Source organism: Bacillus sp. FSL R5-0593 (assembly GCF_038603755.1).
Taxonomy (GTDB): domain Bacteria; phylum Bacillota; class Bacilli; order Bacillales; family Bacillaceae; genus Bacillus; species Bacillus velezensis.
Window position 1 is genome coordinate 3489043 of sequence record NZ_CP152011.1, and the last position, 23755, is coordinate 3512797.

General features: G+C 48.8%; 21 protein-coding genes and 1 other annotated feature. Of the genes, 6 read left to right on the top strand and 15 right to left on the bottom strand.

Annotated elements, in window-relative coordinates; translation table 11 throughout:
• Window positions 1-3 precede the first annotated feature (3 nt).
• From gpmI to NYE36_RS17395, 6 genes are all read right to left on the bottom strand, one after another.
• The gene (gene gpmI / locus NYE36_RS17370; protein WP_003151620.1) at window positions 4-1539 is read right to left on the bottom strand and encodes a 2,3-bisphosphoglycerate-independent phosphoglycerate mutase; all 1536 of its coding nucleotides are present in this window, start codon (window positions 1537-1539) and stop codon (window positions 4-6) included.
• A complete protein-coding gene (tpiA, locus tag NYE36_RS17375; RefSeq protein ID WP_003151618.1) occupies window positions 1532-2293 on the bottom strand; it encodes a triose-phosphate isomerase in 762 nt (253 codons plus the stop codon). The genes gpmI and tpiA overlap by 8 nt, the downstream gene beginning before the upstream one ends.
• A 25-nt stretch (window positions 2294-2318) precedes the next feature.
• The gene (locus NYE36_RS17380; protein WP_342496864.1) at window positions 2319-3503 is read right to left on the bottom strand and encodes a phosphoglycerate kinase; all 1185 of its coding nucleotides are present in this window, start codon (window positions 3501-3503) and stop codon (window positions 2319-2321) included.
• Window positions 3504-3824: 321 nt separating this feature from the next.
• A complete protein-coding gene (gap, locus tag NYE36_RS17385; protein WP_007409954.1) occupies window positions 3825-4832 on the bottom strand; it encodes a type I glyceraldehyde-3-phosphate dehydrogenase in 1008 nt (335 codons plus the stop codon).
• 33 nt (window positions 4833-4865) lie between these two features.
• Entirely contained in the window at window positions 4866-5900 is a 1035-nt protein-coding gene (cggR, locus tag NYE36_RS17390; RefSeq protein ID WP_003151607.1) for a gapA transcriptional regulator CggR, read from the bottom strand.
• A gap of 264 nt (window positions 5901-6164) precedes the next feature.
• On the bottom strand, window positions 6165-7559 hold the full coding sequence (locus NYE36_RS17395) for a sugar porter family MFS transporter (protein WP_047936220.1): 1395 nt from the start codon (window positions 7557-7559) through the stop codon (window positions 6165-6167).
• A 256-nt stretch (window positions 7560-7815) separates the two neighbouring features.
• Between NYE36_RS17395 and NYE36_RS17400 the strand changes: the two genes are divergently transcribed.
• Window positions 7816-8904 carry a GntR family transcriptional regulator gene (locus NYE36_RS17400; protein WP_007409953.1) on the top strand — a complete coding sequence of 363 codons (1089 nt, stop codon included), beginning with the start codon at window positions 7816-7818 and terminating at the stop codon, window positions 8902-8904.
• A gap of 35 nt (window positions 8905-8939) precedes the next feature.
• Here the strand turns inward: NYE36_RS17400 and NYE36_RS17405 are convergent, their stop codons facing one another.
• A complete protein-coding gene (locus NYE36_RS17405) occupies window positions 8940-9947 on the bottom strand; it encodes an LLM class flavin-dependent oxidoreductase (protein WP_094032506.1) in 1008 nt (335 codons plus the stop codon).
• A gap of 275 nt (window positions 9948-10222) precedes the next feature.
• Between NYE36_RS17405 and NYE36_RS17410 the strand changes: the two genes are divergently transcribed.
• Window positions 10223-10630, top strand: a complete 408-nt coding sequence (locus tag NYE36_RS17410) for a hypothetical protein (protein ID WP_003151600.1) — start codon at window positions 10223-10225, stop codon at window positions 10628-10630.
• A gap of 33 nt (window positions 10631-10663) precedes the next feature.
• Here NYE36_RS17410 and NYE36_RS17415 read toward each other — a convergent pair whose 3' ends face one another.
• On the bottom strand, window positions 10664-11542 hold the full coding sequence (locus NYE36_RS17415) for a LysR family transcriptional regulator (protein ID WP_040238863.1): 879 nt from the start codon (window positions 11540-11542) through the stop codon (window positions 10664-10666).
• A gap of 97 nt (window positions 11543-11639) precedes the next feature.
• On the opposite strand from NYE36_RS17415, the gene NYE36_RS17420 reads away from it, so the two are divergent.
• The gene (locus NYE36_RS17420; protein WP_003151595.1) at window positions 11640-12557 is read left to right on the top strand and encodes a DMT family transporter; all 918 of its coding nucleotides are present in this window, start codon (window positions 11640-11642) and stop codon (window positions 12555-12557) included.
• A 34-nt stretch (window positions 12558-12591) separates the two neighbouring features.
• On the opposite strand, the gene NYE36_RS17425 is transcribed toward NYE36_RS17420, so the two are convergent.
• Entirely contained in the window at window positions 12592-13932 is a 1341-nt protein-coding gene (locus tag NYE36_RS17425) for an amino acid permease (protein ID WP_007407366.1), read from the bottom strand.
• A gap of 62 nt (window positions 13933-13994) precedes the next feature.
• Window positions 13995-14234: a binding site (T-box leader), on the bottom strand.
• Between the two features lie 91 nt (window positions 14235-14325).
• On the bottom strand, window positions 14326-14484 hold the full coding sequence (locus NYE36_RS17430) for a hypothetical protein (protein ID WP_186314438.1): 159 nt from the start codon (window positions 14482-14484) through the stop codon (window positions 14326-14328).
• A gap of 151 nt (window positions 14485-14635) precedes the next feature.
• Between NYE36_RS17430 and NYE36_RS17435 the strand changes: the two genes are divergently transcribed.
• The 3 genes from NYE36_RS17435 (at window position 14636) to NYE36_RS17445 (ending at window position 18565) form a co-directional block, all read left to right on the top strand.
• The gene (locus tag NYE36_RS17435; RefSeq protein ID WP_003151588.1) at window positions 14636-15493 is read left to right on the top strand and encodes a MurR/RpiR family transcriptional regulator; all 858 of its coding nucleotides are present in this window, start codon (window positions 14636-14638) and stop codon (window positions 15491-15493) included.
• Between the two features lie 172 nt (window positions 15494-15665).
• Window positions 15666-17210, top strand: a complete 1545-nt coding sequence (gene gntK, locus NYE36_RS17440; RefSeq protein WP_053104522.1) for a gluconokinase — start codon at window positions 15666-15668, stop codon at window positions 17208-17210.
• Between the two features lie 26 nt (window positions 17211-17236).
• Entirely contained in the window at window positions 17237-18565 is a 1329-nt protein-coding gene (locus tag NYE36_RS17445; RefSeq protein ID WP_007407373.1) for a GntP family permease, read from the top strand.
• Window positions 18566-18600: 35 nt separating this feature from the next.
• Here NYE36_RS17445 and NYE36_RS17450 read toward each other — a convergent pair whose 3' ends face one another.
• The 5 genes from NYE36_RS17450 to NYE36_RS17470 all read right to left on the bottom strand — a co-directional run bounded on the left by NYE36_RS17450 (window position 18601) and on the right by NYE36_RS17470 (window position 23619).
• The gene (locus NYE36_RS17450; RefSeq protein ID WP_265451103.1) at window positions 18601-19323 is read right to left on the bottom strand and encodes a lactate utilization protein C; all 723 of its coding nucleotides are present in this window, start codon (window positions 19321-19323) and stop codon (window positions 18601-18603) included.
• Entirely contained in the window at window positions 19323-20753 is a 1431-nt protein-coding gene (locus NYE36_RS17455) for a LutB/LldF family L-lactate oxidation iron-sulfur protein (RefSeq protein WP_007407375.1), read from the bottom strand. Before NYE36_RS17455 ends, NYE36_RS17450 begins: the two co-directional genes overlap by 1 nt.
• 27 nt (window positions 20754-20780) lie before the next feature.
• Window positions 20781-21497: a (Fe-S)-binding protein gene (locus NYE36_RS17460; RefSeq protein WP_007613889.1), complete on the bottom strand. Its 717-nt coding sequence runs from the start codon at window positions 21495-21497 to the stop codon at window positions 20781-20783.
• Between the two features lie 181 nt (window positions 21498-21678).
• Window positions 21679-22869, bottom strand: coding sequence for a PLP-dependent aminotransferase family protein (locus NYE36_RS17465; RefSeq protein ID WP_031378310.1), 1191 nt, complete (start codon window positions 22867-22869; stop codon window positions 21679-21681).
• Between the two features lie 30 nt (window positions 22870-22899).
• Window positions 22900-23619, bottom strand: a complete 720-nt coding sequence (locus NYE36_RS17470) for a FadR/GntR family transcriptional regulator (RefSeq protein WP_007407377.1) — start codon at window positions 23617-23619, stop codon at window positions 22900-22902.
• Window positions 23620-23755 lie beyond the last annotated feature (136 nt).

A 23755-nucleotide genomic window follows, 5' to 3' on the forward strand; every position in this document is an offset into this window, starting at 1 on the left:
CGCTTATTTTTGAATTAAAGATGTTCCGGTCATTTCTTTCGGTTTTTCAACACCGAGAAGGTCTAATAACGTTGGTGCGAGGTCGCCTAGGATTCCGCCTTCGCGCAGCGTCACGCCTTCTTTCGTCACAATGACAGGGACTGGGTTTGTCGTATGGGCAGTGTGCGGTTCGCCTGTTTCTGTAATCAGAATGTCTGCATTACCGTGATCAGCGGTAATGATGGCATGTCCGCCTTTAGCGATGATGGCGTCAACCACTTCGCCTAAGCATTCGTCCACTGCTTCAATTGCTTTAATCGTCGGTTCGACCATTCCGGAGTGGCCGACCATGTCAGGGTTTGCAAAGTTCAGGATGATCGCGTCGTGCTTGTCAGCCGCGATTTCTTTTACAAGAGCATCCTTCACTTCATACGCGCTCATTTCAGGCTTCAGGTCATATGTCGCGACCTTCGGCGAGTTAATGAGGATGCGCTCTTCGCCCGGGAATTCTTCTTCGCGGCCGCCGCTCATAAAGAACGTAACGTGCGGATACTTTTCAGTTTCTGCAATGCGAAGCTGTTTTAACCCGTGCTGTGCCAATACTTCACCGACTGTATTGTCAAGGTTTACCGGTTTAAAAGCCACATATCCGTCAACAGATTCACTGAAGTGAGTCAGGCAGACGAAATACAGGTTTTTCGGATGATTTTCACCGCGGTCGAAATCGCGGAAATCTTTGTTGGTAAACGTGTTTGAAATCTGGATGGCGCGGTCTGGTCTGAAATTATAGAAAATCACAGAATCGCCGTCATGAATTTTCGCAACGGGTTCACCGTTTTCTTTTGTGATGACGGACGGAATGACGAATTCATCATGAATGCCGTTCGCATATGAATCGTCGACGACATCCATCGCGCTGCGGTAAGACGGGCCTTCGCCGTAAGCCATTGCGCGGTACGCTTTTTCCACACGGTCCCAGCGTTTGTCGCGGTCCATGGAGTAGTAGCGTCCGGAAATGCTGGCGATTTCACCGACACCGATTTCTTCGATCTGCTCATTCAGCTGCTGAATGTAAGTTTTCGCTGTTTGCGGACCTACATCGCGGCCGTCGAGGAAACCGTGAATATACACCTTCGTCAGTCCTTCACTTTTCGCAAGCTTCAGCAGCGCGAATAAATGATTGATATGACTGTGTACGCCTCCGTCAGAAAGAAGGCCGAACAGGTGAAGCGCTTTGTCGTTGTCTTTCGCGTTTTTGATGGCGTCAAGGAACGTTTGATTGCGTTCGAATTCGCCTTCGCGGATGGCAACGTTCACGCGTGTTAAGCTTTGGTACACAATACGTCCTGCGCCGATATTCAAATGACCGACTTCAGAGTTCCCCATCTGTCCTTCAGGCAGTCCGACTGCTTCGCCTGATGCCGTCAGCGTCTGATGAGGGTATTGGTTCCAATAACGGTCGAAATTCGGTTTTTTCGCTTGTGCGACTGCGTTTCCGACTGTTTCATTGCGTAATCCGAACCCATCAAGAATGATGAGTGCAGCTGGTTTTTTACTCATATTGACCTTCCTCCAATAATTGAACGAATGACTGCGGTTCAAGGCTTGCGCCGCCGACCAAAGCACCGTCAATATCGGACTCTGCCATATATTCTTTAATATTTGCAGGTTTTACGCTGCCGCCGTATTGAATGCGGAGCTTGTCAGCAGTTTCCTGGCTGAAGCTTTCAGCAACGACTTTACGAATATGCGCGCAGACGTCGTTAGCATCTTTCGCTGTAGAAGATTTGCCTGTTCCGATTGCCCAGATTGGCTCGTACGCAATAACGGAAGCGGCAACTTGCTCTTCAGAAAGACCCGCAAGACCTTTTTTCACTTGATCGGCAACAAGATCATTTGTTTTTCCGGCTTCGCGCTCTTCAAGCGTTTCACCTACGCAAATGATCGGCACAATGCCGTGTTTGAAAGCGGCATGCGCTTTTTTGTTAACTGTTTCATCAGTTTCAGCGAACATTTCACGGCGCTCAGAGTGGCCGATGACGCAGTAATCCACGCCAAGGTCTTTCAGAGCGACCGGGCTTATTTCACCTGTGAACGCACCGTTTTCTTCAAAATGCATGTTTTGGGCGCCGACTTTCAGGTCAGTTCCTTTAACAGCAGAAGTCAGCTTTTCTAAGAAAAGAGCTGGTGCGCAAACAACGGCTTCCGCTTTGTCTGCTGCTGGAATGGAAGATTTCACTTCTTCAACGAAGCTGACAGCCTCGCCGAGTGTTTTGTTCATTTTCCAGTTACCGGCTATAATTGGTTTTCTCATCTGTTCCACTTCCTTATAGCAGTTTTTATTTATCGTTCAGCGCAGCTACACCTGGAAGCTCTTTGCCTTCCATGAATTCAAGGGATGCGCCGCCGCCTGTTGAGATATGGCTCATTTTGTCAGCAAGGCCGAATTTTTCAACGGCTGCCGCAGAGTCTCCTCCGCCGATGACAGAGTATGTATCGTTTGCCTCTGCCAATGCTTCAGCCACTGCTTTTGTGCCTTGAGCGAACAAGTCGATTTCGAATACGCCCATCGGTCCGTTCCATACGACAAGTTTGCTGTTTTTGATAACTTCAGCGTACGTTTCGCGGGTTTTCGTTCCGATGTCGATCGCTTCTAAATCACTTGGGATCTCAGAGATCGGCACGATTTGGACGTTTGCATCGTTAGAGAAATCATCAGCAACGAGAACGTCTTCCGGCATATAGAATTTAACGCCTTTTTCTTTCGCGCGGTCCATGAATGATTTTGCAAGTTCAATTTTATCTTCTTCAAGCAAAGATTTACCGACTTCATAGCCAAGCGCTTTTACGAATGTGTAAGCAAGACCTCCGCCGATGATCAAGTTGTCCACTTTATCAAGCAGACTTTCGATTACGCCGATTTTGTCTTTTACTTTCGCGCCGCCGATGATTGCCGTAAACGGGCGCTCAGGATTTGTCACGGCTTTGCCGAGAACGTCAAGCTCTTTTTCCATCAGGAATCCTGCAACCGCCGGCAGATGCTCGGCAATTTCGGCTGTAGATGCGTGAGCACGGTGGGCAGCACCGAATGCGTCATTGACATATACATCCGCAAGCTCAGCAAATGCTTTAGCAAGCTCAGGATCATTTTTCTCTTCGCCAGGGTAGAAACGTACGTTTTCCAATACAAGAACGTCTCCGTCCTTCATATCAGAAATTTGTGCTTTTACAGCATCGCCGTAAGCTTCATCCGCTTTTTTCACTTCTTTGCCGAGCAGTTCGCCTAAGCGTGCAGCGACAGGAGTTAAACGAAGCTCCTCAACCACTTCGCCTTTCGGGCGGCCTAAGTGGCTCGCAAGAAGGACTTTCGCGCCCTGGTCTGCAAGGTGTTTGATTGTTGGAAGCGCAGCGCGGATACGAGTATCGTCTGTTACTTCCCCGTCTTTCATTGGAACGTTAAAGTCAACGCGGCAGAATACGACTTTGCCTTTTACGTCGATGTCTTTTACTGTTTTTTTATTCATGCCTTAGGAGATCCTCCTTCAAAATGGTTTGCATAGCACGAAAAACGTGAAACGTGAAACCGCCTCATGATGCTTCCGCCGCGGGGCAGATTGCAGCTTCCGGGCACGGGGCAGATCGTCTTCTGAGCCAGGGCAGGCGGCTCAGAAAACGAAAGTGCCGCGGAAACTTCAAAACGCGGACGTTCTGCAGCAATCCGGCGCTTTCTGAAAGCCGGTTCTCATGGAAAAAGGGAAAGGGAGTCCGTCCCCTTCCCTTGTCCGCTTTCATTATAGCGTTTCTGTCCGAAAGAACCAAGTCCGGCCCTTTCCGGGAGCTATGAATTAAAGACCTTGTTTTGCGATGTAAGCTGCAAGGTCAACAACGCGGTTAGAGTAGCCGCTTTCGTTATCGTACCAAGAGATTACTTTTACCATGCTGCCTTCCATAACCATTGTAGAAAGAGCATCGATTGTAGAAGAGTTAGCATTGCCGTTGTAGTCTCCGGATACTAATGGCTCTTCGCTGTAGCCAAGGATTCCTTTAAGATCGCCTTCAGCCGCTTCTTTAAGAGCTGCGTTTACATCTTCAGCCGTTACGTCTTTGTTCAGTTCAGCAACTAGGTCAACAAGAGAAACGTTTGGAGTCGGCACACGCATAGCTCCGCCGTTCAGTTTGCCTTTCAGTTCAGGAAGAACAAGGGAAACTGCTTTAGCAGCACCAGTTGATGTAGGAATGATGTTTTCAGCTGCTGCACGCGCACGACGGTAGTCTTTGTGCGGAAGATCAAGAATTTGCTGATCGTTTGTGTAAGAGTGAACAGTTGTCATCATACCGCGTTTGATGCCGAATTTGTCGTTAAGTACTTTTGCAAACGGCGCAAGGCAGTTTGTTGTGCAAGATGCGTTAGAGATAACATCGTGGTTAGCCGCATCGTATTTGTCTTCGTTAACACCCATAACGATTGTGATATCTTCTTCGTTAGCAGGTGCAGAGATGATAACTTTTTTCGCGCCTGCTTCTAAATGTTTCGCAGCGTCTGCGCGTTTTGTGAAGAAACCAGTAGATTCAACTACGATTTCAACGCCTTGTTTGCCCCAGCTGAGTTTCGCAGGATCGCGCTCAGCAGAAACTTCGATTGTTTTGCCGTTAACAACAAGGTTGCTGCCGTCAACTTTAACTTCTGCATCTAATTTTCCGTGTACGGAATCATATTGTAAAAGATGAGCAAGCATGTTAGCGTCTGTTAAATCGTTAACCGCTACTACCTCAACTTCAGGATTGTTTAATGCTGCGCGGAATACGTTACGTCCAATACGACCAAAACCGTTAATACCGACTTTTACTGCCATGATTATTTCCTCCTTTAAATAAGTGAGAGATATTTATATTGAGGGACTGTTATCCCTTAATAACTTCTTTGCGGCTCCTTCGTCCGTGACGAGAACCGTGTTTCGCTGCTTTTTAAAATAAGCTTCGATTGCTTCTGCTTTTGATGATCCGCCCGCTACCGCGATAATGTCGGGAATGGCATCGAGGTCATCAAGCTGCATTCCGACTGAATGCACCTTGTGAACGACTTCTCCGTCCGCATTAAAGTAGTAGCCGAATGCCTCTGTCACCGCATGATTGTCATCTATTTTCTTCAAATCTTCCAAAGGCGTGTTTCTTCGCTCCGCCATTGTTCTAGCTTCGCCGATTCCGTGAACGAGCATACTCGCTGATTTAATCGTGTGAAGCACCTCTTTTACGGAAGGTTCTTCAATAATAGATGAGTAGGCGCCTTGTGACAGCTGTCCGGGAACGAACAAAAGCCGATAAGTGCCTGAAGCCTTTTCCGCCATATGCGCGCATATGGTGTTCGCCTGGTTTTTCACATCTTCGCCTAAACCGCCTCTTGCGGGCACAAACAGGAGCTCGCGGTTTTTTGAATCCGGCGTCATCATATCGGCGACGGCTTCAATTGTCGTACCGCCGGTTACAGCGACGATATTTTTGCCTGAAAATCTCTTTTTCATACATGCAACGGCCGCTCTCCCTAATTCTTTTTTGACCCAAGGAGATTGATCGCTGTCACCGGAAACGATAATGGCGTCTTTCAGATTAAGCCGCTCTTTTAATGTCTTTTCCAAAAGCGTCAACCCTAAAACATCCTTCATCGTATCTTCCAGAATCGAAAGCAGTGAATAGCCCTCTTCCGTCATTGTCATGCCGTTTGTTTTAATATCGATGAGATTCTGTTCTTTCAAAAACTGAACCTCGCTTCTGAGAACGCGCTCGGTCAATCCGAGACTGGCTGCAAGACTTCTGCGGCCGATCGGTTCGGTAAGCCTGATATACTGCAAGATTTCAAATCTTTTCTGCATCACAAGCAAAAGATCAGGCAATAATTTTTTTTGAGCTTGTATTAACTGGTTCATGACTCAAACGTTCCTTCCTATTCATACTGGACAGAAAATGTCCCGCTATGACAAAAAACGTCCCATCATAGCCAAAAAAAATTATGTCTGCTTTCTTTAATTATTTTAACAGGATGACATTGTTAATTCAACTGTTAAAGGTCAATTCCTCGACATTCTTCGCAGGATTTTCCAGTATCTCCTTGATACAGTCATTATATACAGAAACGGAATGAAGGTGACAGACAAAAGCCCGCCGGAGCGGACTTTTGTCGTAAAACGCTTTCATTTTATCCAGAGTTTTTCTATTTCTTCTAATGATTTATTTTTCGTCTCAGGGCAGATCGTCACGACAAACAAGAAACAGAGAATATTAATGACGGCGAATATCCAGAAGGTGTACGCGAGCCCCAACCCGCTGATCATCATCGGCACGAACTGGCCGATCGCCCAGTTGGCCCCCCATAAGAATATCGTCGCAATACCGGCGGCGCGTGCGCGGAGGTGGTTCGGAAAGATTTCCGAAATCATGATCCACGTAATCGGCCCGACTGATACGCAGAAAGCGGCGACGAATCCCAATATGATGACGACTAAAGCCGGACCGCTCGCCAGCTGAAAATAAAAGGATGCCCCGATTAAGATCATGAACAGCGCCATAAAGGCAGATCCGACCCCCATCAGCTTTTTCCGGCCCACCTTATCGACTAAAAGAACCGCGATAATGGTGAAAATCACTTCAACGACACCGACGATGCATGTCGTGATAAACCCCGCATTCTGTCCGAAGCCCATCATTTTGAAAATTTCCGGCCCGTAATACGTAATTGCGTTCATGCCGATGACCTGATTGAATAAAGCCAGCAGAATCCCGATCACAAGCGCTTTTCTCAGCCCCGGCTTAAACAGCTGAGACAATGAACCCATTTTTTCTAATTGTAAAGACGTTTCGATTTGTTTGATTTCTTCTTTCGCGGTCTGCTCGCCGTTAATGCGCGTCAGCACGGCGAGGGCTTCATTTCGGCGCCCCGCTTTCGCAAGCCAGCGCGGACTTTCCGGCACGATAAGCAGCACGATAAAAAAGATGACGGACGGAATCATGCCGTAAGCGAGCATCCACCGCCAGCCGGTGTGCACTCCCCATTCATACGAGTCGGACTGCTGGACGGCGAGGTTAATAAAATAAGTGCCGGATATCCCTAATATCGTAAACAGCTGATACAGTGAAGACAGACTGCCGCGTATGGCCGGCGGAGCGGCTTCGGTAATATACGTGACAGAAAGCGAGGAGCCCATGCCGATTCCCAGACCGCCGATGACTCTGGCGATCACTAAGGAAGACACACTTTGAGAAAGCGCAGAGACAACCGCTGACACCGCAAACAACAGCGCCGCTGCCATCAAAATCTTTCTCCGTCCGAAACGGTCACTCAAAAATCCGGAAATCCCGACGCCGAAAACACCGCCGATCATAATGCTCGAAATCACGAGCCCTTCCATAAAAGGACTTAAGCGGTACAAATCTTTCAGGAAACCGATGGCGCCGGAAATCACCGCCGTGTCATAACCGTACAAAAGCCCTCCCAGTCCGGCCGCGCATGAGATGAGAATGACAAACCACTTGGAGTGCTGCCGAGTGACAGGTACATTTGAGCCAATTGGTGCCGGGTGATTCTTCATGAATTTTACCCTCCCGCGAATAATAGAATAAAAACGCTTACAAATCTGAGTGCGGCGCTTGATGTTGCTTTGTTTTCTTCAGAACCGCCACATTTGTACGTACTTATGAAGAATTTTATCTAAAAATAAGGAAAATTAGTACGTACAAATAAAGAATAAGCAGTTTTTCATAATCTGTCAATTATTTTTACAGCTTGATGAAAGGGCTTACTATGTTATACTGGAATTTGTCCGTATACATTTTGGAGGAATTGATATGCTACCGAAATATGCTCAAGTAAAAGAAGAAATTTGTTCATGGCTGAATCAAGGAAAAATACAGCCGGACGAAAAGCTGCCTACGGAAAATGAGCTGATGCAGCAGTTCGGCGTCAGCCGCCATACCATCAGAAAGGCGATCGGAGATTTGGTCTCGCAGGGGCTGCTGTACAGCGTTCAGGGCGGAGGCACCTTTGTCGCTTCACGCACGGCGAAATCAGCCATGCATTCAAACAAAACGATCGGCGTCATTACAACGTACATATCAGACTATATTTTTCCGAGCATCATCAGGGGAATCGAATCTTATTTAAGCGAACAGGGCTATTCCATGCTGCTGACGAGCACCAACAACAATACAGAAAGTGAACGGCGCGGTCTTGAAAACCTGCTGTCCAAAAATATAGACGGGCTGATTGTCGAGCCTACGAAAAGCGCGCTGCAGACGCCCAACATCGGCTACTATCTCAATCTGGAGAAAAACGGCATTCCGTTTGCCATGATTAACGCCTCTTATGCGGAGCTGGCCGCACCAAGCTTTTCCGTCAATGATGTCAAAGGCGGCATGATGGCTTGCGAATACGTCATGTCCCTCGGCCACACGCACATTATGGGAATCTTTAAAGCGGATGACACGCAGGGCGTCAAACGGATGAACGGCTATCTGCAGGCGCATCGGGAGCGCGGGATTTTTCCGTCTCCGGACATGATCGTGACTTATACGACTGAGGAAAAAGAAACCGTGCTTCTCCAAAAAATTAAGCATACCCTTGAGCAAAACAGCGGATCACATCCGACGGCCATTCTTTGCTACAATGACGAAATTGCGCTGAAGACGATTAATCTTCTCAGGGAATTCGGGTTAAAGGTACCTGATGACGTATCGGTCATGGGCTATGACGATTCACATTTCGCCCAGATTTCCGAGGTGAAGCTCACCTCTGTCAAGCATCCGAAATCCATTATGGGGAAAGCGGCGGCAAAATACGTCATCGACTGCTTAGAACATAAAAAACCGAAGAAGGACGACGTCGTGTATGAACCGGAACTCGTCATCCGGAATTCAGTCAAGCGGATCGGCGAATAAAAAAAGCAATGTGCGCGGCACATTGCTTTTTTTGCTCAGCTGTTTTTTAATTCGGCGATGATTTCAAATGATCTCATTCTGTCGGCATGCTCAAAGCTTTCTGAATTCACCATGATTTCATCCGCCTGTGTTGTCCGAATGAAGCTTTCCAGCTTTTCCTTCACACGCTCCGGTCCGCCGACGATCGTTGAACTGAGCTGTTCATTGACCATCGCTTTTTCATACGGCGACCAGATTTGATCCATGTCTTCAACAGGAGGCTTCAGCTGGTTCGGCGTGCCGCGGACGAGGTCTAAAAATCTTTGATAATGCGATGTTGCCAGATGCTCCGCCTTTTCATCCGTATCGGCGGCAATGACGGTGACGCCGACCATCGCGTACGGGTTATCCAGTACGTCTGACGGACGGAAGGAGCTGCGGTACAGCTCAAGGGCGGGCACGGTGTTTTTCGGTGAGAAGTGAGCCGCAAAGGCGAACGGAAGCCCGAGCTCTCCCGCAAGACGCGCGCTGAAGCCGCTTGAGCCCAGAAGCCAGATCGGCACGTCCAGCCCTTCGCCCGGAATGGCGCGGACTTGATTGCGCACATTGCCTGTCGGTTTGAAGTAATTTCTCAATTCTTCAAGCTGTTCCGGAAAATCTTCCCCGCTGTTTATGTTTCTTCGTAAGGCTCTCGCCGTTAATTGGTCGGTCCCCGGCGCGCGTCCGAGCCCCAGGTCAATCCGCCCCGGATATAACGTTTCAAGGGTTCCGAATTGCTCCGCGATCACAAGTGAAGAATGATTCGGCAGCATAATACCCCCAGAACCGACGCGGATTTTTTTTGTGCCGCCGGCGATGTGGCCGATCAGCACTGACGTTGCCGAGCTGGCAACTCCTTCTATATTATGATGCTCCGCCAGCCAATAGCGGTTATAGCCCCACTCCTCGGCGCGGCGCGCTAAATCCATGCTGTTGCGGAACGATTCAGCAACCGTTCCCCCCTGTACGACCGGCGATAAATTCAATACGGAAAACGCAGTATCTTTCAATGTATGTTCAGCCATCGTTTTCTCCTTTGCGGTTTAGTGTAAGCAGATCTTAAACAAGGTCTCTACCACACACCTTACCACAGCTTTTCCCGTGAGTTAAACAATTTGATTCGATGATCTTCGAACAATCAGTCAGCGGTCGTCACTAGTGAACTCTTTATGAATGAATCTATTACATTCAGATATGATGAGCTTTTCATCCTATAAAAGTGAAAACCTATCGTTGAAAGAACAGACCCAATAATGTTAAGATATGTATGATATTGAATAGGAAGGAAGTCATAGTCTATATGCGTAAAAAAATCTTAATGGCACTCACAACAGCTTTACTGGCAGCAATCTTCTTTACAGGAAACACCGATAAGGCATATGCCGCAGACTTTTACTCCGGCACTCAGCAGCATTTAAATGTAAGCGGATTTACCGATGCCTCCTACTACACGAAAAAAGCGAAAAGTGTCGATTTTACTCTCAGTACAGCGTATCCGTCAGATCGAACTTTTAAAGGAAACCTATACTTACAGCGAAAGTCCGGAAAGAAATGGACGACTTGTAAAAAAACAACCTTTTCTTTCTCAGTAAGGGTGACTAAGTCATTCTCTTTAAAAGGATGCAAGACAGGTTATTATCGTGTCAAAGCCACGTTCAGCGGTTCAAAACTCGTCAATACGACAAACTCTTTTAAAATTAACCGATAAGATTCAGGGCCCTATGATGATTAGGGTCTTTTTTTATTCGTTCTTTGTGAGTTCCTGCGCGATTTGAATAAAAAGTTTTGCGGCCAATGAAGCCTCCTTTATAGAAGGAACGGCAAGCAGAACATCTCGGTACACCGCCTGATTGAGTTCTCTTGTCACGACATTTTCCGGCAGCGATATTCCCGACATAGACATTTGTGATAATATCGCAATTCCCAGCCCCTCTTTGATCATGCTGATGGACGTATTGACGTTGTAAACAGTGAATGCGGCAGTCAGCACAGATCCTGCCTCCTTAAACATATCAATAAACGGTGATTCGTATCCTCCGTCACAGATGATCATCGGCTGGCGGTCAAGATCTTTCAGAGTGATTGACTCACAGCTGCAAAGCGGATGATCATTTCTAAGCACGACGGCCATTTTATCTTTTTTCAGCGGCAGATATTCCATGTCTTCCGTAGGAAAAAGAGTGATACCCACATCTATTACCCGGGAGCGGAGCCATTCCTTTACTTCGTTAACCGTTCCTTCATGAAGCACCAACTCAAGCTTCGGATACCGTTTTTTAAACACGCTGATCAGCTTTGGAATGAAATAAGCGGAAGCGGCCGGAAATGTGCCGATGTGAATCGTTCCCTGTTCAAGCCCTCTTTCCGCGGCCGCCAGCTGCTCGGCTTTTTCTATGCCTTTGAGCACCTCTCTGATATGGACGAGAATTTTTCCGCCCGTGTCCGTGAGCCTTACGCCGTTGCGGCGCTCGCGGATGATCAGCTTGATGCCGAGCTCTGACTCAAGCGCAGAGATGGCATGGCTGACAGCGGGCTGCGTCATATTCAGCGCCTGCCCCGCTTTTGTAAAGCTTCCCGTTTCAGCGATTTGAACAAAAACCCGCAGTTGTGTAATCGTCATAACGTTTTACTTATGCTCCTTATAAAAAAGATTCATTTTATTTATCTTACTGATTACCGTATCATATGATGGAATTGTTCTACAAGGAGTGAACGACGTGAAACAGCTTTCGAAAATACAGACGGCTCTTATGCTGGCGTTTCTAGTCACGGTGTGGGGAATTAACTGGCCGCTGACAAAAGCCGCGCTTGCCTATTCGCCGCCTCTTCTGTTTGCCGGAATCCGCACGCTGATCGGCGGACTTCTATTATTAATGGTGGCGCTGCCCCGTTTTAAAAAGCTGCGTTTTAAAGAAACGTGGCCGATCTATCTTATTTCTGCCATTTTAAATATTACTTTATTTTACGGCCTGCAAACGGTCGGCTTGAATTACCTGCCTGCCGGCTTATTTTCAGCCATCGTGTTTTTCCAGCCGGTGTTAATGGGCGTTTTTTCTTGGCTGTGGCTCGGGGAATCGATGTATCCTTTAAAAATAGCCGGTCTTATTCTGGGCTTTGCCGGTGTCGCCGTCATCAGCGCAGCCGGTTTCGGAGGCCATATTTCCATCGCCGGCATTCTTTTGGCCTTAGGCTCCGCGGTCAGCTGGGCGCTCGGCACGGTATATGTGAAAAGAACGGGCGGACGGGCGGACTCTATCTGGATGGTCGCTCTTCAGCTTCTGATCGGCGGCGTGCTGCTTGTCAGCTCCGGCCATTTTTCAGAAAGCTTTTCAGCGATTCAATGGAAAGCTCCGTTCATTCTCAGCCTTCTGTTCATTTCAGTTTTTGTTATCGCGCTCGGCTGGCTCGCCTTTTTTACGCTTGTCGGTTCAGGGGAAGCAAGCAAGGTTGCCTCTTACACCTTCCTGATCCCGCTCATATCCATTGTCGTCAGCTCGATATTCCTGCATGAGCCGCTGACCGTCAGCCTTTTAGCCGGACTGCTTCTGATCGTCACAAGCATTTGTTTTGTGAATATAACACCGAAAAAACTGAAAACACCTGCTCTGGCCGCAGAAAAAAAGGCCGTTCATTAAAAAAACTCTTGCCGCGGGGCAAGAGTTTTTTTATTTATTGACGTCTCCCTTTCACGAGATACGCAGCCGTAATGAGCAGATAGATAGCCGCGGTGATGCATGTGATGACGATGGATGTCGTGGCAATTACGCCGATCAGGATGGCCAAAAGCGCAAGCACCGCGAACCATGTCGTATACGGGAACCATTTGACGTAATAAGCCGGCTGTTCTGTTGAATGTTTTCTTGATTTCAAATGGGCGAATCCGATAATCAGCCAGATGAACAGCACGGTATAGCCGAGGGAACCCATCAAATAATTAAATGTCTGGCTTCCTGCGAATAAAGAAATCAGGACGCCTACATATAAAAATGACGTACAAGTCAGAATCGCATAAACGGGAACCTTTTTCTTCGATAGTTTTGAAAAGATTTTCGGCAGCCGGCCGTCAGAAGCCTGCGTAAACAAGACGCGGGATGACCCGTACAGTCCCGAGTTCATAGACGAGATAATCGCAAGAAGAATGACGGCATTCATAATATGGTCGGCACCCGGAATTCCGATCATCTTAAATACTATGACAAACGGGCTTTCGGGAACGCTGTTAACTTGATTCCAAGGAATCAGGCTGACGATGATGAAAAACGGCAGCAAGTAAAAAGCGACAATCCGCGTTAACGTGCTTCGGACAGCTTTCGGGATCACCTTTTCGGGGTTTTTTGTCTCCGCCAGCGTGACGCCGATGATTTCCGTTCCGCCGTATGAGTAGATCACGACGAGCATCGCCGTAATGACACCCCCCGCTCCATGCGGGAAAAACCCTCCGTGATCCGTTAAATGAGACAGCCCCGGCGCCGTGTGATTGCCGAATGAGAAAAATAATAGCAGAATCCCGCATAAAATAAAGATGACAATCACTGTAATTTTAATGAGCGCGAGCCAGTACTCCGTCTCGGCAAACAGTTTCACAGAAAGCATGTTTACGACCGTCACCACAATGGAAATGATCAGAGCCAGTATCCATATCGGACATTCCGGCAGCCAATATTGAATGAAAATGGCGGCTACGACCGCCTCCGCGGCAATATTGAGCACCCACATTTTCCAATAGATCCAGTCTAAAAAGTATGCAGCGTACGACCCGAGAGACTGCTGAACCAAATCACGGAACGTCCTTGCATGTTTGTTTCTGACAGCCATTTCGGCCAGCCCCTGCATAATAAACAGCAGAATGATTCCGCCGAGGAGGTAGGCCAGCAGCACGGACGGCCCCGCTTCATCAATCGCCGTGCTGCTGCCTTTAAAGAGCCCGGCCCCGATTGCGCCTCCAAGCGCCATCATCATAATGTGTCTGGACGACATCGTCCGTTTTAACGTTTGCTTGTCCTTTTCCATCTATCACACGCCCTCTCGCAAAAAGTGTTCATCACATAAAAAAGCACGCCGCCTCTTTTTAGAAAAGAGACGGCGTGCCTCAGGCAGCCGCGGTACCACTCTTGTTGATCCCGAATATCCGGAATCCAGCTTAAAAACCTTTTAACGAAGGTCAGCCGTTAGGACATAGGGAATATTCCGATAATTCCGTTCCGCCCTGCCACTTCCGGGCGAGTTCAAAGAACAATCAGTCCGCGTTGCACCAACCCGCGGCTCTCTTTTTCTGATTGGATTCTTTTACTGCTCCCGTTCACAGTGTTTTATGTTAAATGAATCTCTTGAGTTTTTATTTTCTGAATATAGTAACATAATATACAGTCTTCTATTTTCAAAGTCAATACTAATTTTTGCCGTCTATTGTCCTTCCCGGTCATTCGAAAGTCTCAGCTGAAATCCGGACACATGGCTTTGCTTTCCGGGCGCCGCGCTTTCCGCTTTCACCTTTGTGTTTGCGTATAAAAACAGCGCAAGCGCAATGCCGAATGATATGACGAGAATCCATGCTTTTTTCATCCAGATGCCTCCTCACTTTCTATCATCGGCGGCTTTTTCTCTTTTTTTATACGCCAAATTGAAAAAACAATTTTAAAATTCTGTTTTCCTTATATTGAAACTTGCTTTATCATAAAAGTATGCGTTTACATTCGAGTAGGGAGGTTATAGCATGACCCCTGTGAATTCAAGCAGCATCGGGAAGATTCAGGCGGCCAGCAAAGGTTTGTCGCCAAAATTGAGAGCGATTGCAGACCATATCGTGAAGGAACCGAAAGACGTGGTTCACCTTTCCATCATTCAGCTGGCGGAAAAAACGAAAAGCTCTGAAGCGACAATTTTCAGGCTGTGCAAACGGCTCGGTTTTTCCGGCTATCAGGATTTAAAAATCGCGCTTGCTCAGGAGATCGTTCAGGAGCCGGTGCAGCACATTCATGAAGAAATGAGCCCCGACGATGATATCGAAGTCATCATCCGGAAAGTTTTCCGTACAAACATTTCCGGTCTGACAGATACCTTTCAATTATTAGATCCGGCCGACGTTGAAAAAGCGGTAGAAATGATCCACCGAGCAGACAGAATTGAATTTTACGGAAACGGCGGTTCCGGGCTGATCGCCACTGACGCGTATCATAAATTTATGCGTACGGGTATAAATTGCATCGCGCACACGGATTCTCACTTTCAGGCGATGTCGGCGGGTCTTCTCGGTCCCGAAAGCGCAGTCATCGGCATTTCTCATTCGGGAAGCAACAAGGACGTGCTCGACGCGGTGAAAACGGCCAAATCGCTCGGCGCCGGCACGATCGGCATTACAAGCTACCAAAAGTCGCCGCTCACCCAGATTTCCGACGTGGTGCTGTATACATCAACAAGGGAGACGGCTTTCAGAACGGAAGCAATGTCCGCAAGGCTTGCCCAGCTGTCGGTCATTGATACACTGTATTTCGCCACGGCCCGGCTGCGGCAGGAGAAAACGCTCGCCAACTTGCAGCAAATCAGAAAAATGATCGCGCACAAACGTTTGTAATATATATTTTTCAAAAGAGAAAATGCCGATACAGCGGGAATTGAGGCAATTTTATGAAAAAAATTTTCTTCTTCATCGTTGATTTATAAAAAAATTATTCCTATAATTGACTTTGTAAGGGCATACATTATCAATCTATCTTATTATTCAATCAGATTAGGCGGGATATATTATGAAGGAAACCCAAGCTGTTATCGGTCTGGATATCGGCACGACCAGTACGAAAGCCGTTCTGTTCGGACCAAGAGGCAAAGTGTTAGCCAAGCATTCGGTTCACTATGATTTGATACAGCCAAAGCCGGCATGGGCCGAGCAGGATCCTGAGCACATTTTGGAAGCTGTTATCGGAAGCATCAGGGGCGCCGTCACAAAGGCCGGACTGAGCCCTGACAATCTGCTTGCAATCGGCATCAGCACCGCCATGCACTCATTGATAGCTGTCGATCAAAACGGCGGCCTGCTGACCAAAAGCATCATTTGGGCGGACAACCGCAGCGCCGAGCAATCAAAACGGATTTTAAAAGAGATGAACGGTTTTGATATTTATAAAAGAACGGGTACGCCGATTCACCCGATGTCTCCGCTTTCCAAAATTGTGTGGATGAAAGAACAGGACAAGGAGACATTCGCGAAAAGCGCCAAATTCATCAGTATTAAAGAATATATTCTGCACGAGTTTTTCGGAACTTATGTCGTCGATTATTCGATCGCTTCGGCAACGGGGCTGTTCCGTTTAGATACGCTTTCCTGGGATGAAGAAGCGCTCCGGATTGCCGGAATCCGGGAAGATCAGCTGTCGGACATCGTGCCGACCACTCATCAGCTGCGCGGCCTTGCGCCGGAAATCGCTGCACGGATGGGCATTCATGCGGATACACCGTTTATTATCGGCGCAAATGACGGCGTGCTCGCCAACCTTGGAGTCGGCGCGATCGGCAAAAGCGAAGTGGCCGTTACGATCGGAACAAGCGGAGCCGTGCGTTCGGTGACGGATGCGCCGATTACGGATGAAAAAGCGCGGACATTCTGTTACGCGCTGACTGACAAGCATTGGGTCATCGGAGGCCCGACGAATAACGGAGGCATTATGCTGCGCTGGCTTCGAGACGAATTCGCTTCTCCGGAAGTCGAAACGGCGAAGCGGCTCGGCATTGATCCGTATGATTTAATGATTGATATCGCTGATAAAGTGCCCGCAGGCTCTGAGGGATTGCTGTTTCTGCCGTTTTTATCAGGGGAGCGCGCGCCGTTTTGGAATCCGAATGCCCGCGGAACGTTTTTCGGCATCAGCCTCCGCCATAAACGGGAGCATTTTATCAGAGCGGTGCTGGAAGGCGTCATCATGAGCGTCTTTTCAATCGGTGTCGCACTGAGAGATTTGGCGGGCCCCGCAAAAGACGTGCGGGCTTCGGGAGGATTTGCGAGATCGCCGCTGTGGAGGCAGATTTTGTCCGATACGATGGGACGGGAAGTCCTCGTTCCGGAAAGTTACGAAGCCTCGGCGCTCGGAGCGGCCGTTCTCGCTTTGCACAGCCTTGGCGAAATGGAACGGATCGAGGATGTTCAGGACTGGATCAGAATTTCTCACCGCCATGAACCGAACGTCAAAAACAGCGAAACATATATTGAGCTGTTTTACTTATACGAGCGGCTGTATGACAAGCTCAAAGATGAATTTGACGTCATCAGTGAATTTCAGCTCAAACAAAGCCGTTAATTCTTCTTTGAAAGGGTGAAAAGGTCATGTTACTGTTTATTGTCATTGCCGCTATTATCGTTTTACTCTTATTGATTACGGTCGCTAAATTAAATCCGTTTATCAGTCTTTTGATTACATCCATCCTTGTCGGTTTCGCAACGGGCATGAATCTGCCGGACATTATCGCTTCGATGAAAACCGGGCTCGGCAATACGCTGTCGCTGCTTGCGATCGTGCTGGCCCTCGGTACGATGCTCGGAAAAATGATGGCTGAATCAGGCGGTGCGGAACGGATCGCCCACACCCTGATCGGCCGATTCGGCAAAAAGAAAGTACATTGGGCGATGATGGCCGTCGCTTTTATCGTCGGCATCCCGGTCTTTTTCCAGGTCGGCTTCGTCCTGCTCGTGCCGCTTTTGTTTACGATTGCGATTGAAACCGGGGTTTCATTAGTGACGATCGGGATTCCGCTCCTTGCGGGACTTTCCGTCGTGCACGGATTGGTTCCGCCCCACCCGGCGGCGATGGCGGCTGTCGGCATTTATCACGCCAATGTCGGAAAAACGATTTTGTTTTCTTTAATCGTTGGGATTCCGACTGCCATCATCGCGGGGCCGCTTTACGGAAAATGGATTGGTAAGCGCATTCATAAACCCGTTCCCGAACTGTTGAAAAAACAATTTATTGAACGGAATGAAAAACGCAAGCTTCCGGGATTCGCAAATACATTGTTTACGATATTGGTACCGGTGATCCTGATGCTTATGGCAACGCTTGCCGAAATTGCGCTTCCGGAAAAAAGCACGCTCTATGAAACTTTTAAATTTATCGGCGACCCTGTCACGGCGCTTTTGATCGCCACGGTTTACTCCTTTTTCAGCCTTGGTTTTTATCAGGGCTTTGACAGAGAAAGCATTTTAAAATTCAGCAATGACTGTCTGGGACCGATTGCTTCCATTCTGCTTGTGATCGGAGCCGGCGGCGCTTTTAACAACGTCCTGATTGATTCAGGCGTCGGCACGTATATCGCTGACATGGCGAAGCATTCAAGCTTCTCTCCCGTTCTTTTAAGCTGGACGATCGCGGCGGTCATCCGTGTCGCCACGGGTTCAGCGACTGTCGCCATGATGACGGCGGCCGGCATTGTTGCACCGATTGCATCTGTCATGCCGGGCGTCAGCAGTGAGCTTCTCGTATTGGCAACGGGAGCGGGCTCTTTGATTCTGTCACATGTCAATGACTCCGGTTTCTGGCTCATTAAAGAGTATTTCGGAATGACGGTAAAAGAAACGTTCCTGACATGGACGGCGATGGAAACGATTATTTCTGTCAGTGCGATCTGTTTTATCATGATCATTAACGCGTTTATATAAAAACAAACCCCGGCCGCAAACCGGGGTTTGTTTTTTTATCGGTCATTCACGAGGATATAAGCGGCTTTAACGGGTCCGTGGACGCCGACAACCAAATCCATTTCGATATCGGCCGAGTTGCTCGGTCCAGTAATATAGTTAATGCAGGAAGGAACGGTGACGCCGTCTCTGATCTGCTGTTTCAGTATATCGCTGGCCTGTGTCATTCTCGGCACAATGGAAGATTTCGGGATGATTGCGATATAGGTGGTCGGAAGCAGGCTGACAGAACGGCCGGCATGCTCTGACGCATACAAAACAACGGTGGCTGATTCCGCAAGCATGATCTCGCTGAATGTGATGCCCACATTCGCTTGTTCCGCTTTTTCAATATTTTTCGCTCCTTGTTCCGCGTCCCATTCCCAAACGGGAACCCCTTCATCCGGCCACTCTTCTGTCATAAGGGTCTGCAAGCCGTACGTTTCAAACCGGCTGTCCTTCGGAATGATGACAGGCCCTCCTTCAAAGCGGTTCACCTGCGTGCGCAAAGCGTCGTAAAGCCCGGCTGCATCCGTTTCGATCAGTTCGGTATGAATGTTGACGCAGTGGTCTTTCAGCATCGTGACAAGATCGTCTTCCGTACAGCCCGCATGCGTTTGATATTGAGGCTGATATTTCCATTCAGGCAGGGACACGCCTGATTTCCTGCGCTCTCTGCCCAGACGTTCGGCGATCCGGTTTAAAAAGGATTCCTGATGTGTAACCGTCCCTTTCATCATCATTCTTCCCCCTTTTGTTTTTCCCGGTCTTTAAACCAATCTCTGAATCTCGATTTATGCGGCGCCGGGAAGTCCCGTATTGCCGTCCATTCTTTTAACGGCCCCGGCCCTTTTGATATTTTGTCATCTTCCGTAAACGGCGTCATGGCGGCAGGCGCCCATTTCGATCCCATTTTATAAAGGGACGGGGATGACGAGCCGAGCCCGAAGGCTTTCATCGCCAGTTTTTCGCTGATCGGCGCTTTGCCCTCTTTTTCCACGATGTTCTGCCGATGCTTGAGCAGCAGCTCGTGCAGCGGAATTTTAACGGGACATGCTTCCGTACAGGCCGCGCATAAGGAAGATGCGTACGGGAGCTCCTTGTATTCGTCATATCCGCCGAGAAGAGGCGATAAGACGGCGCCGATCGGACCCGAATAGATGGACCCGTACGAGTGTCCGCCGACATGCCGGTACACGGGACAGACGTTGATGCAGGCGGCGCAGCGGATACATTGCAGCACTGATTGAAATTCCGTGCCGAGTATGCGGGAACGCCCGTTGTCCACAACCACGAGGTGGAATTCCTCAGGCCCGTCCGCTTCTCCTTGCTGCCGGGGACCCGTCAGCGCCGTAATGTAACTTGTAAGCCGCTGGCCGACCGCGCTTCTCGTCAGCATGCTGACAAGCACTTCAAACTCAGAAAATGACGGAACGATCCGCTCCATTCCCATCACGGTGATCTGCGTCTTCGGCAGCGCGGACACAAGGCGGCCGTTTCCTTCGTTCGTCACGAGACTGACCGATCCGGTATCCGCGATCGCAAAGTTGCAGCCTGTAATGCCGACATCCGCTTCGAGAAATTTTTTCCGGAGAACGCTGCGCGCGTGCATGACGAGCTCTTCCGGTTTTTCCGTCTGTTTGTATTCGAGTCTCTCTTTAAACACGTCACGGATCTGCTCTTTGTTTTTATGAAGAGCGGGAGCAACGATATGTGACGGCGGATCGTGATCGTCAATCTGGAGAATGTATTCGCCGAGATCCGTTTCTGTGACTTCACAGCCCTCTTCCTCAAGCACTTCGTTCATATTGATTTCTTCTGTCACCATGGATTTGGATTTCACGATTTTTTTGGCGTTTTTCTGCCGGATGACATCGCGGATATAGGAGGACGCTTCTTCCGCCGTTTCGGCGAAAAAGACGTGTCCGCCTCTGTTGGCGACATTTTCGGCGAGCTGTTCCAAATAGAAATCAAGATTGTCCAGCACATGCTGTCTGATTTCTTCCGCATGTGAACGCCAATCCTCCCAGTTTCCCAATTCTTCGGCCGCCTGCAGCCTTCTTGTCCTGAGCCGTTCCTGCGCTCCGGAGACGGCTCCTCTCATAAACTCATTATCTATTCCTTCTGATACCCGCTCTTTAAAAGCGGCGGTACCGATTTTCATCGCCATGATTTTCCCCCCTTGTTGTTTCTCGTGTTATCTGCTGTTCAGCACTTCGGCGATGTGCATGACTCTGACGTTTTTATCCTTACGGTCAAGACGCCCGCCGATATTCATCAGACAGCCGCAATCCGCCCCGATCAGCACTTCGGCCTCCGTGTCTTCCACGCAGGCGACCTTCTCATCCACCATTTGTTCAGAGATTTGAGCCATTTTCACAGAAAATGTTCCTCCGAATCCGCAGCATTGGTGCTTTCCGGGAAGCGCGGTCAGCTCGAGCCCCTTGACATGGCGCAAAAGCTTCATCGGCTCCTCCGACACGCCGAGCAGCCTCGTCATGTGGCACGATGTATGGACTGTCGCTTTTTTATGCAGCACCGCCCCGACATCCTCCACCCCGAGAACGTTGACGATAAAATCTGTTAACTCATATGTTTTGTCCGCAAGCTGCTGCGCTTTTGCCGCCCACTTCGGATCGTCCTGAAACAGATGCGGATATTCACGGAACATCGTCGTACAGGAACCTGACGGACTGACGACGTACTCCGCTTCTTCAAATGCGGCAATCATCCGCTTCATCGCTTTTTTCGCATCCGTCACATACCCGCTGTTGTATGCGGGCTGCCCGCAGCAAATCTGCCCCTCGGGAAAATCCACCTCACACCCGAGCCGTTCCAGCACCTCAACCGTCGCCTTTCCGACATTGGTCTGGAACATATCCACAAGGCACGTGACAAATAATGAGACTTTCATGATGAACCCCTCTTTCATCCTCAATATGTGATCCGGTCATCTGATGACCTGTTTTTAGGAAAGCTCTATGAATATCCTACACTATTCTGAATATGGATTGGAAGGTTTTTCTGAAAAATCCTTTCGTCCGATGCGCTGAAGGGGACAAAAAAAGAGAAGCCCGAAAGCTCCTCAAGCTGCTCTACATCCCGTTTTCCAGCAGACGTCCCAGTTTTTGCACACCCTCTTTTATCGCGGCTTTACCGGCATAACTGAACGACAGGCGAAGATATTCCGCACCGTCTTCCTGATGCAGAAAAAAATATTTACCGGGGACATAGGAAACGCCGTGAGAAAGAGCCCTCGCCAGCATTGCGGATGTATCCGCTCCCGGCGCTTTCACCCATACAAAGTAACCGCCTTCAGGCACGTGCCAGGATGCGGATTCCGGAAGATATCGCGCTGATGCGGCGAGCAAAACGTCACGTTTGCTTTGATATGCTTCCCGCAAGGCGGTGAGCCGTTTTTCAACATTCGTTTGTTCCAGATAGACGGCGGTCACCGCTTGGGAAAACGGGTGGCCTAAGTCTTTTTTTAACCATGACAATGCCGTGATGAATGCGGCGTCCCCTGCAATCCAGCCGATCCTCATACCCGGGGCGATGACTTTTGATAATGAACCGGCGTACAGCACCCGGCCGTTTTGATCCATGGCTTTCAAGGGCGGCGGAATATCGGTGAATCCGAGCTCGCCGTATGCATCATCCTCCAAGATGAGAAAATCATACGTTTCGGCAAGCTGAAGCAGGCGGGTTCTCCGCTTCGCTGACATTACGGTTCCCGCAGGATTCTGAAAAGCGGGTATCGTGTAGAGAAGACGGGGAAGCAGAAGCCCTTTTCGTTTTCTTTCCTCAAGCATGAACGCTAATGTTTCTGTTTGCAGGCCCTCTTGATCTGTCGGAATGCTCATGATATGCGGTGTATAATTTTTAAAAATCTCGAGCGCTTCCATGTAGACCGGAGCTTCAACGGCAGCGGCGGTTTGTTCATCGAGGAAAACCCGTGCAGCCAGATCTATCGCCTGACAGGCGCCTGACGTCACGAGCAGCTCATCGTCCCGACAGTGAATGCCGCGGATGGCTAACCGTTCTTGAATCTGCTTTTTTAAAACGGCCGTCCTCGGGCTTCCCATATAATGCAGCGGCAGATCGCGCTCCTCATCCAGAAGGCGGGCGGCGGCTTCTTTCAGTTCCTTATCAGGAACGAGTGCGGGATCGGGATAGCCGGAATGCAGGGGGATGCACGCTTTCGGAACTGCCGGCATCCATTCCCCTGGAGGATCGTTTGTCAGAGCTTTCTTTACATGGTCAGAAAAAAAAGATTCGGCCTGCATGTGATGTTATCCCCTTTCACAAGTCAGCTTCTATACATTTTCTTCAAAATAAGCCCCCAGCACGTCTTCCACATTCGTCAGGTGCGCGGTCATCGCGGCTTCCGCTTCATCCGCGTCTTTGGCGGCGACGGCACTGTAAATGCGTTCATGCTCTTCATACAATCGCTGCACGCTCGTTCGTTTAGAAAACAGCCAAATTTTTCTCGTTTCTCTCATTGTTTCCAAAAGGAGCGCGGAGACATGATTCATGAGATGCTTGAGCAGCCCGTTTTGTGATGCTTCCGCCAGCGCCATGTGAAAGGAGAAATCCGCTTTTTCGCCCAATTCTTCGTCTCCGTCAATGTCTTTCATCTCCAGGAGAGCTTGGCGGATTTTTTGTAAATCGTCTTCGGTGCGTTTTTCAGCGGCCATGGCGGCGACGCCGAGTTCAAGCAGCTTTCTGACTTCGAGCAGCTGTTTGACGTCCTCTTTTTTCATCAAAAGGGCGGAAGAAAGCGGCTGGGAAACATGAGACGGCTCAAATTCTCTTATGTATGTGCCTTCTCCCTGCTTCATGTCGACGAGCCCCATCGCTTTCAAAGCCGACAGCGCTTCTCTGACCGCCGAGCGGCTGACCTGAAAACTCTCAGAAAGCGCCTGAACGGAATCAAGCTTTTCACCCGGCTTAAGCTCGCCCGCTTTTATCTTCTCCAGCAATGCGTCAGCGACTTCCTCGTAGATTTTTTTCGTTTTAATTTGTTTATATTTCAACGCGATCACCCCGTCACTTGTGAATCTTGATGTTTATCGTCTATTATACTTCTTTTTTTGTATTGCCGACAGGTTCAGACAATTTGTTCAAGAAAAGTATTGTACTTTCAAAACTTTCAAAATATAATGCTAATTA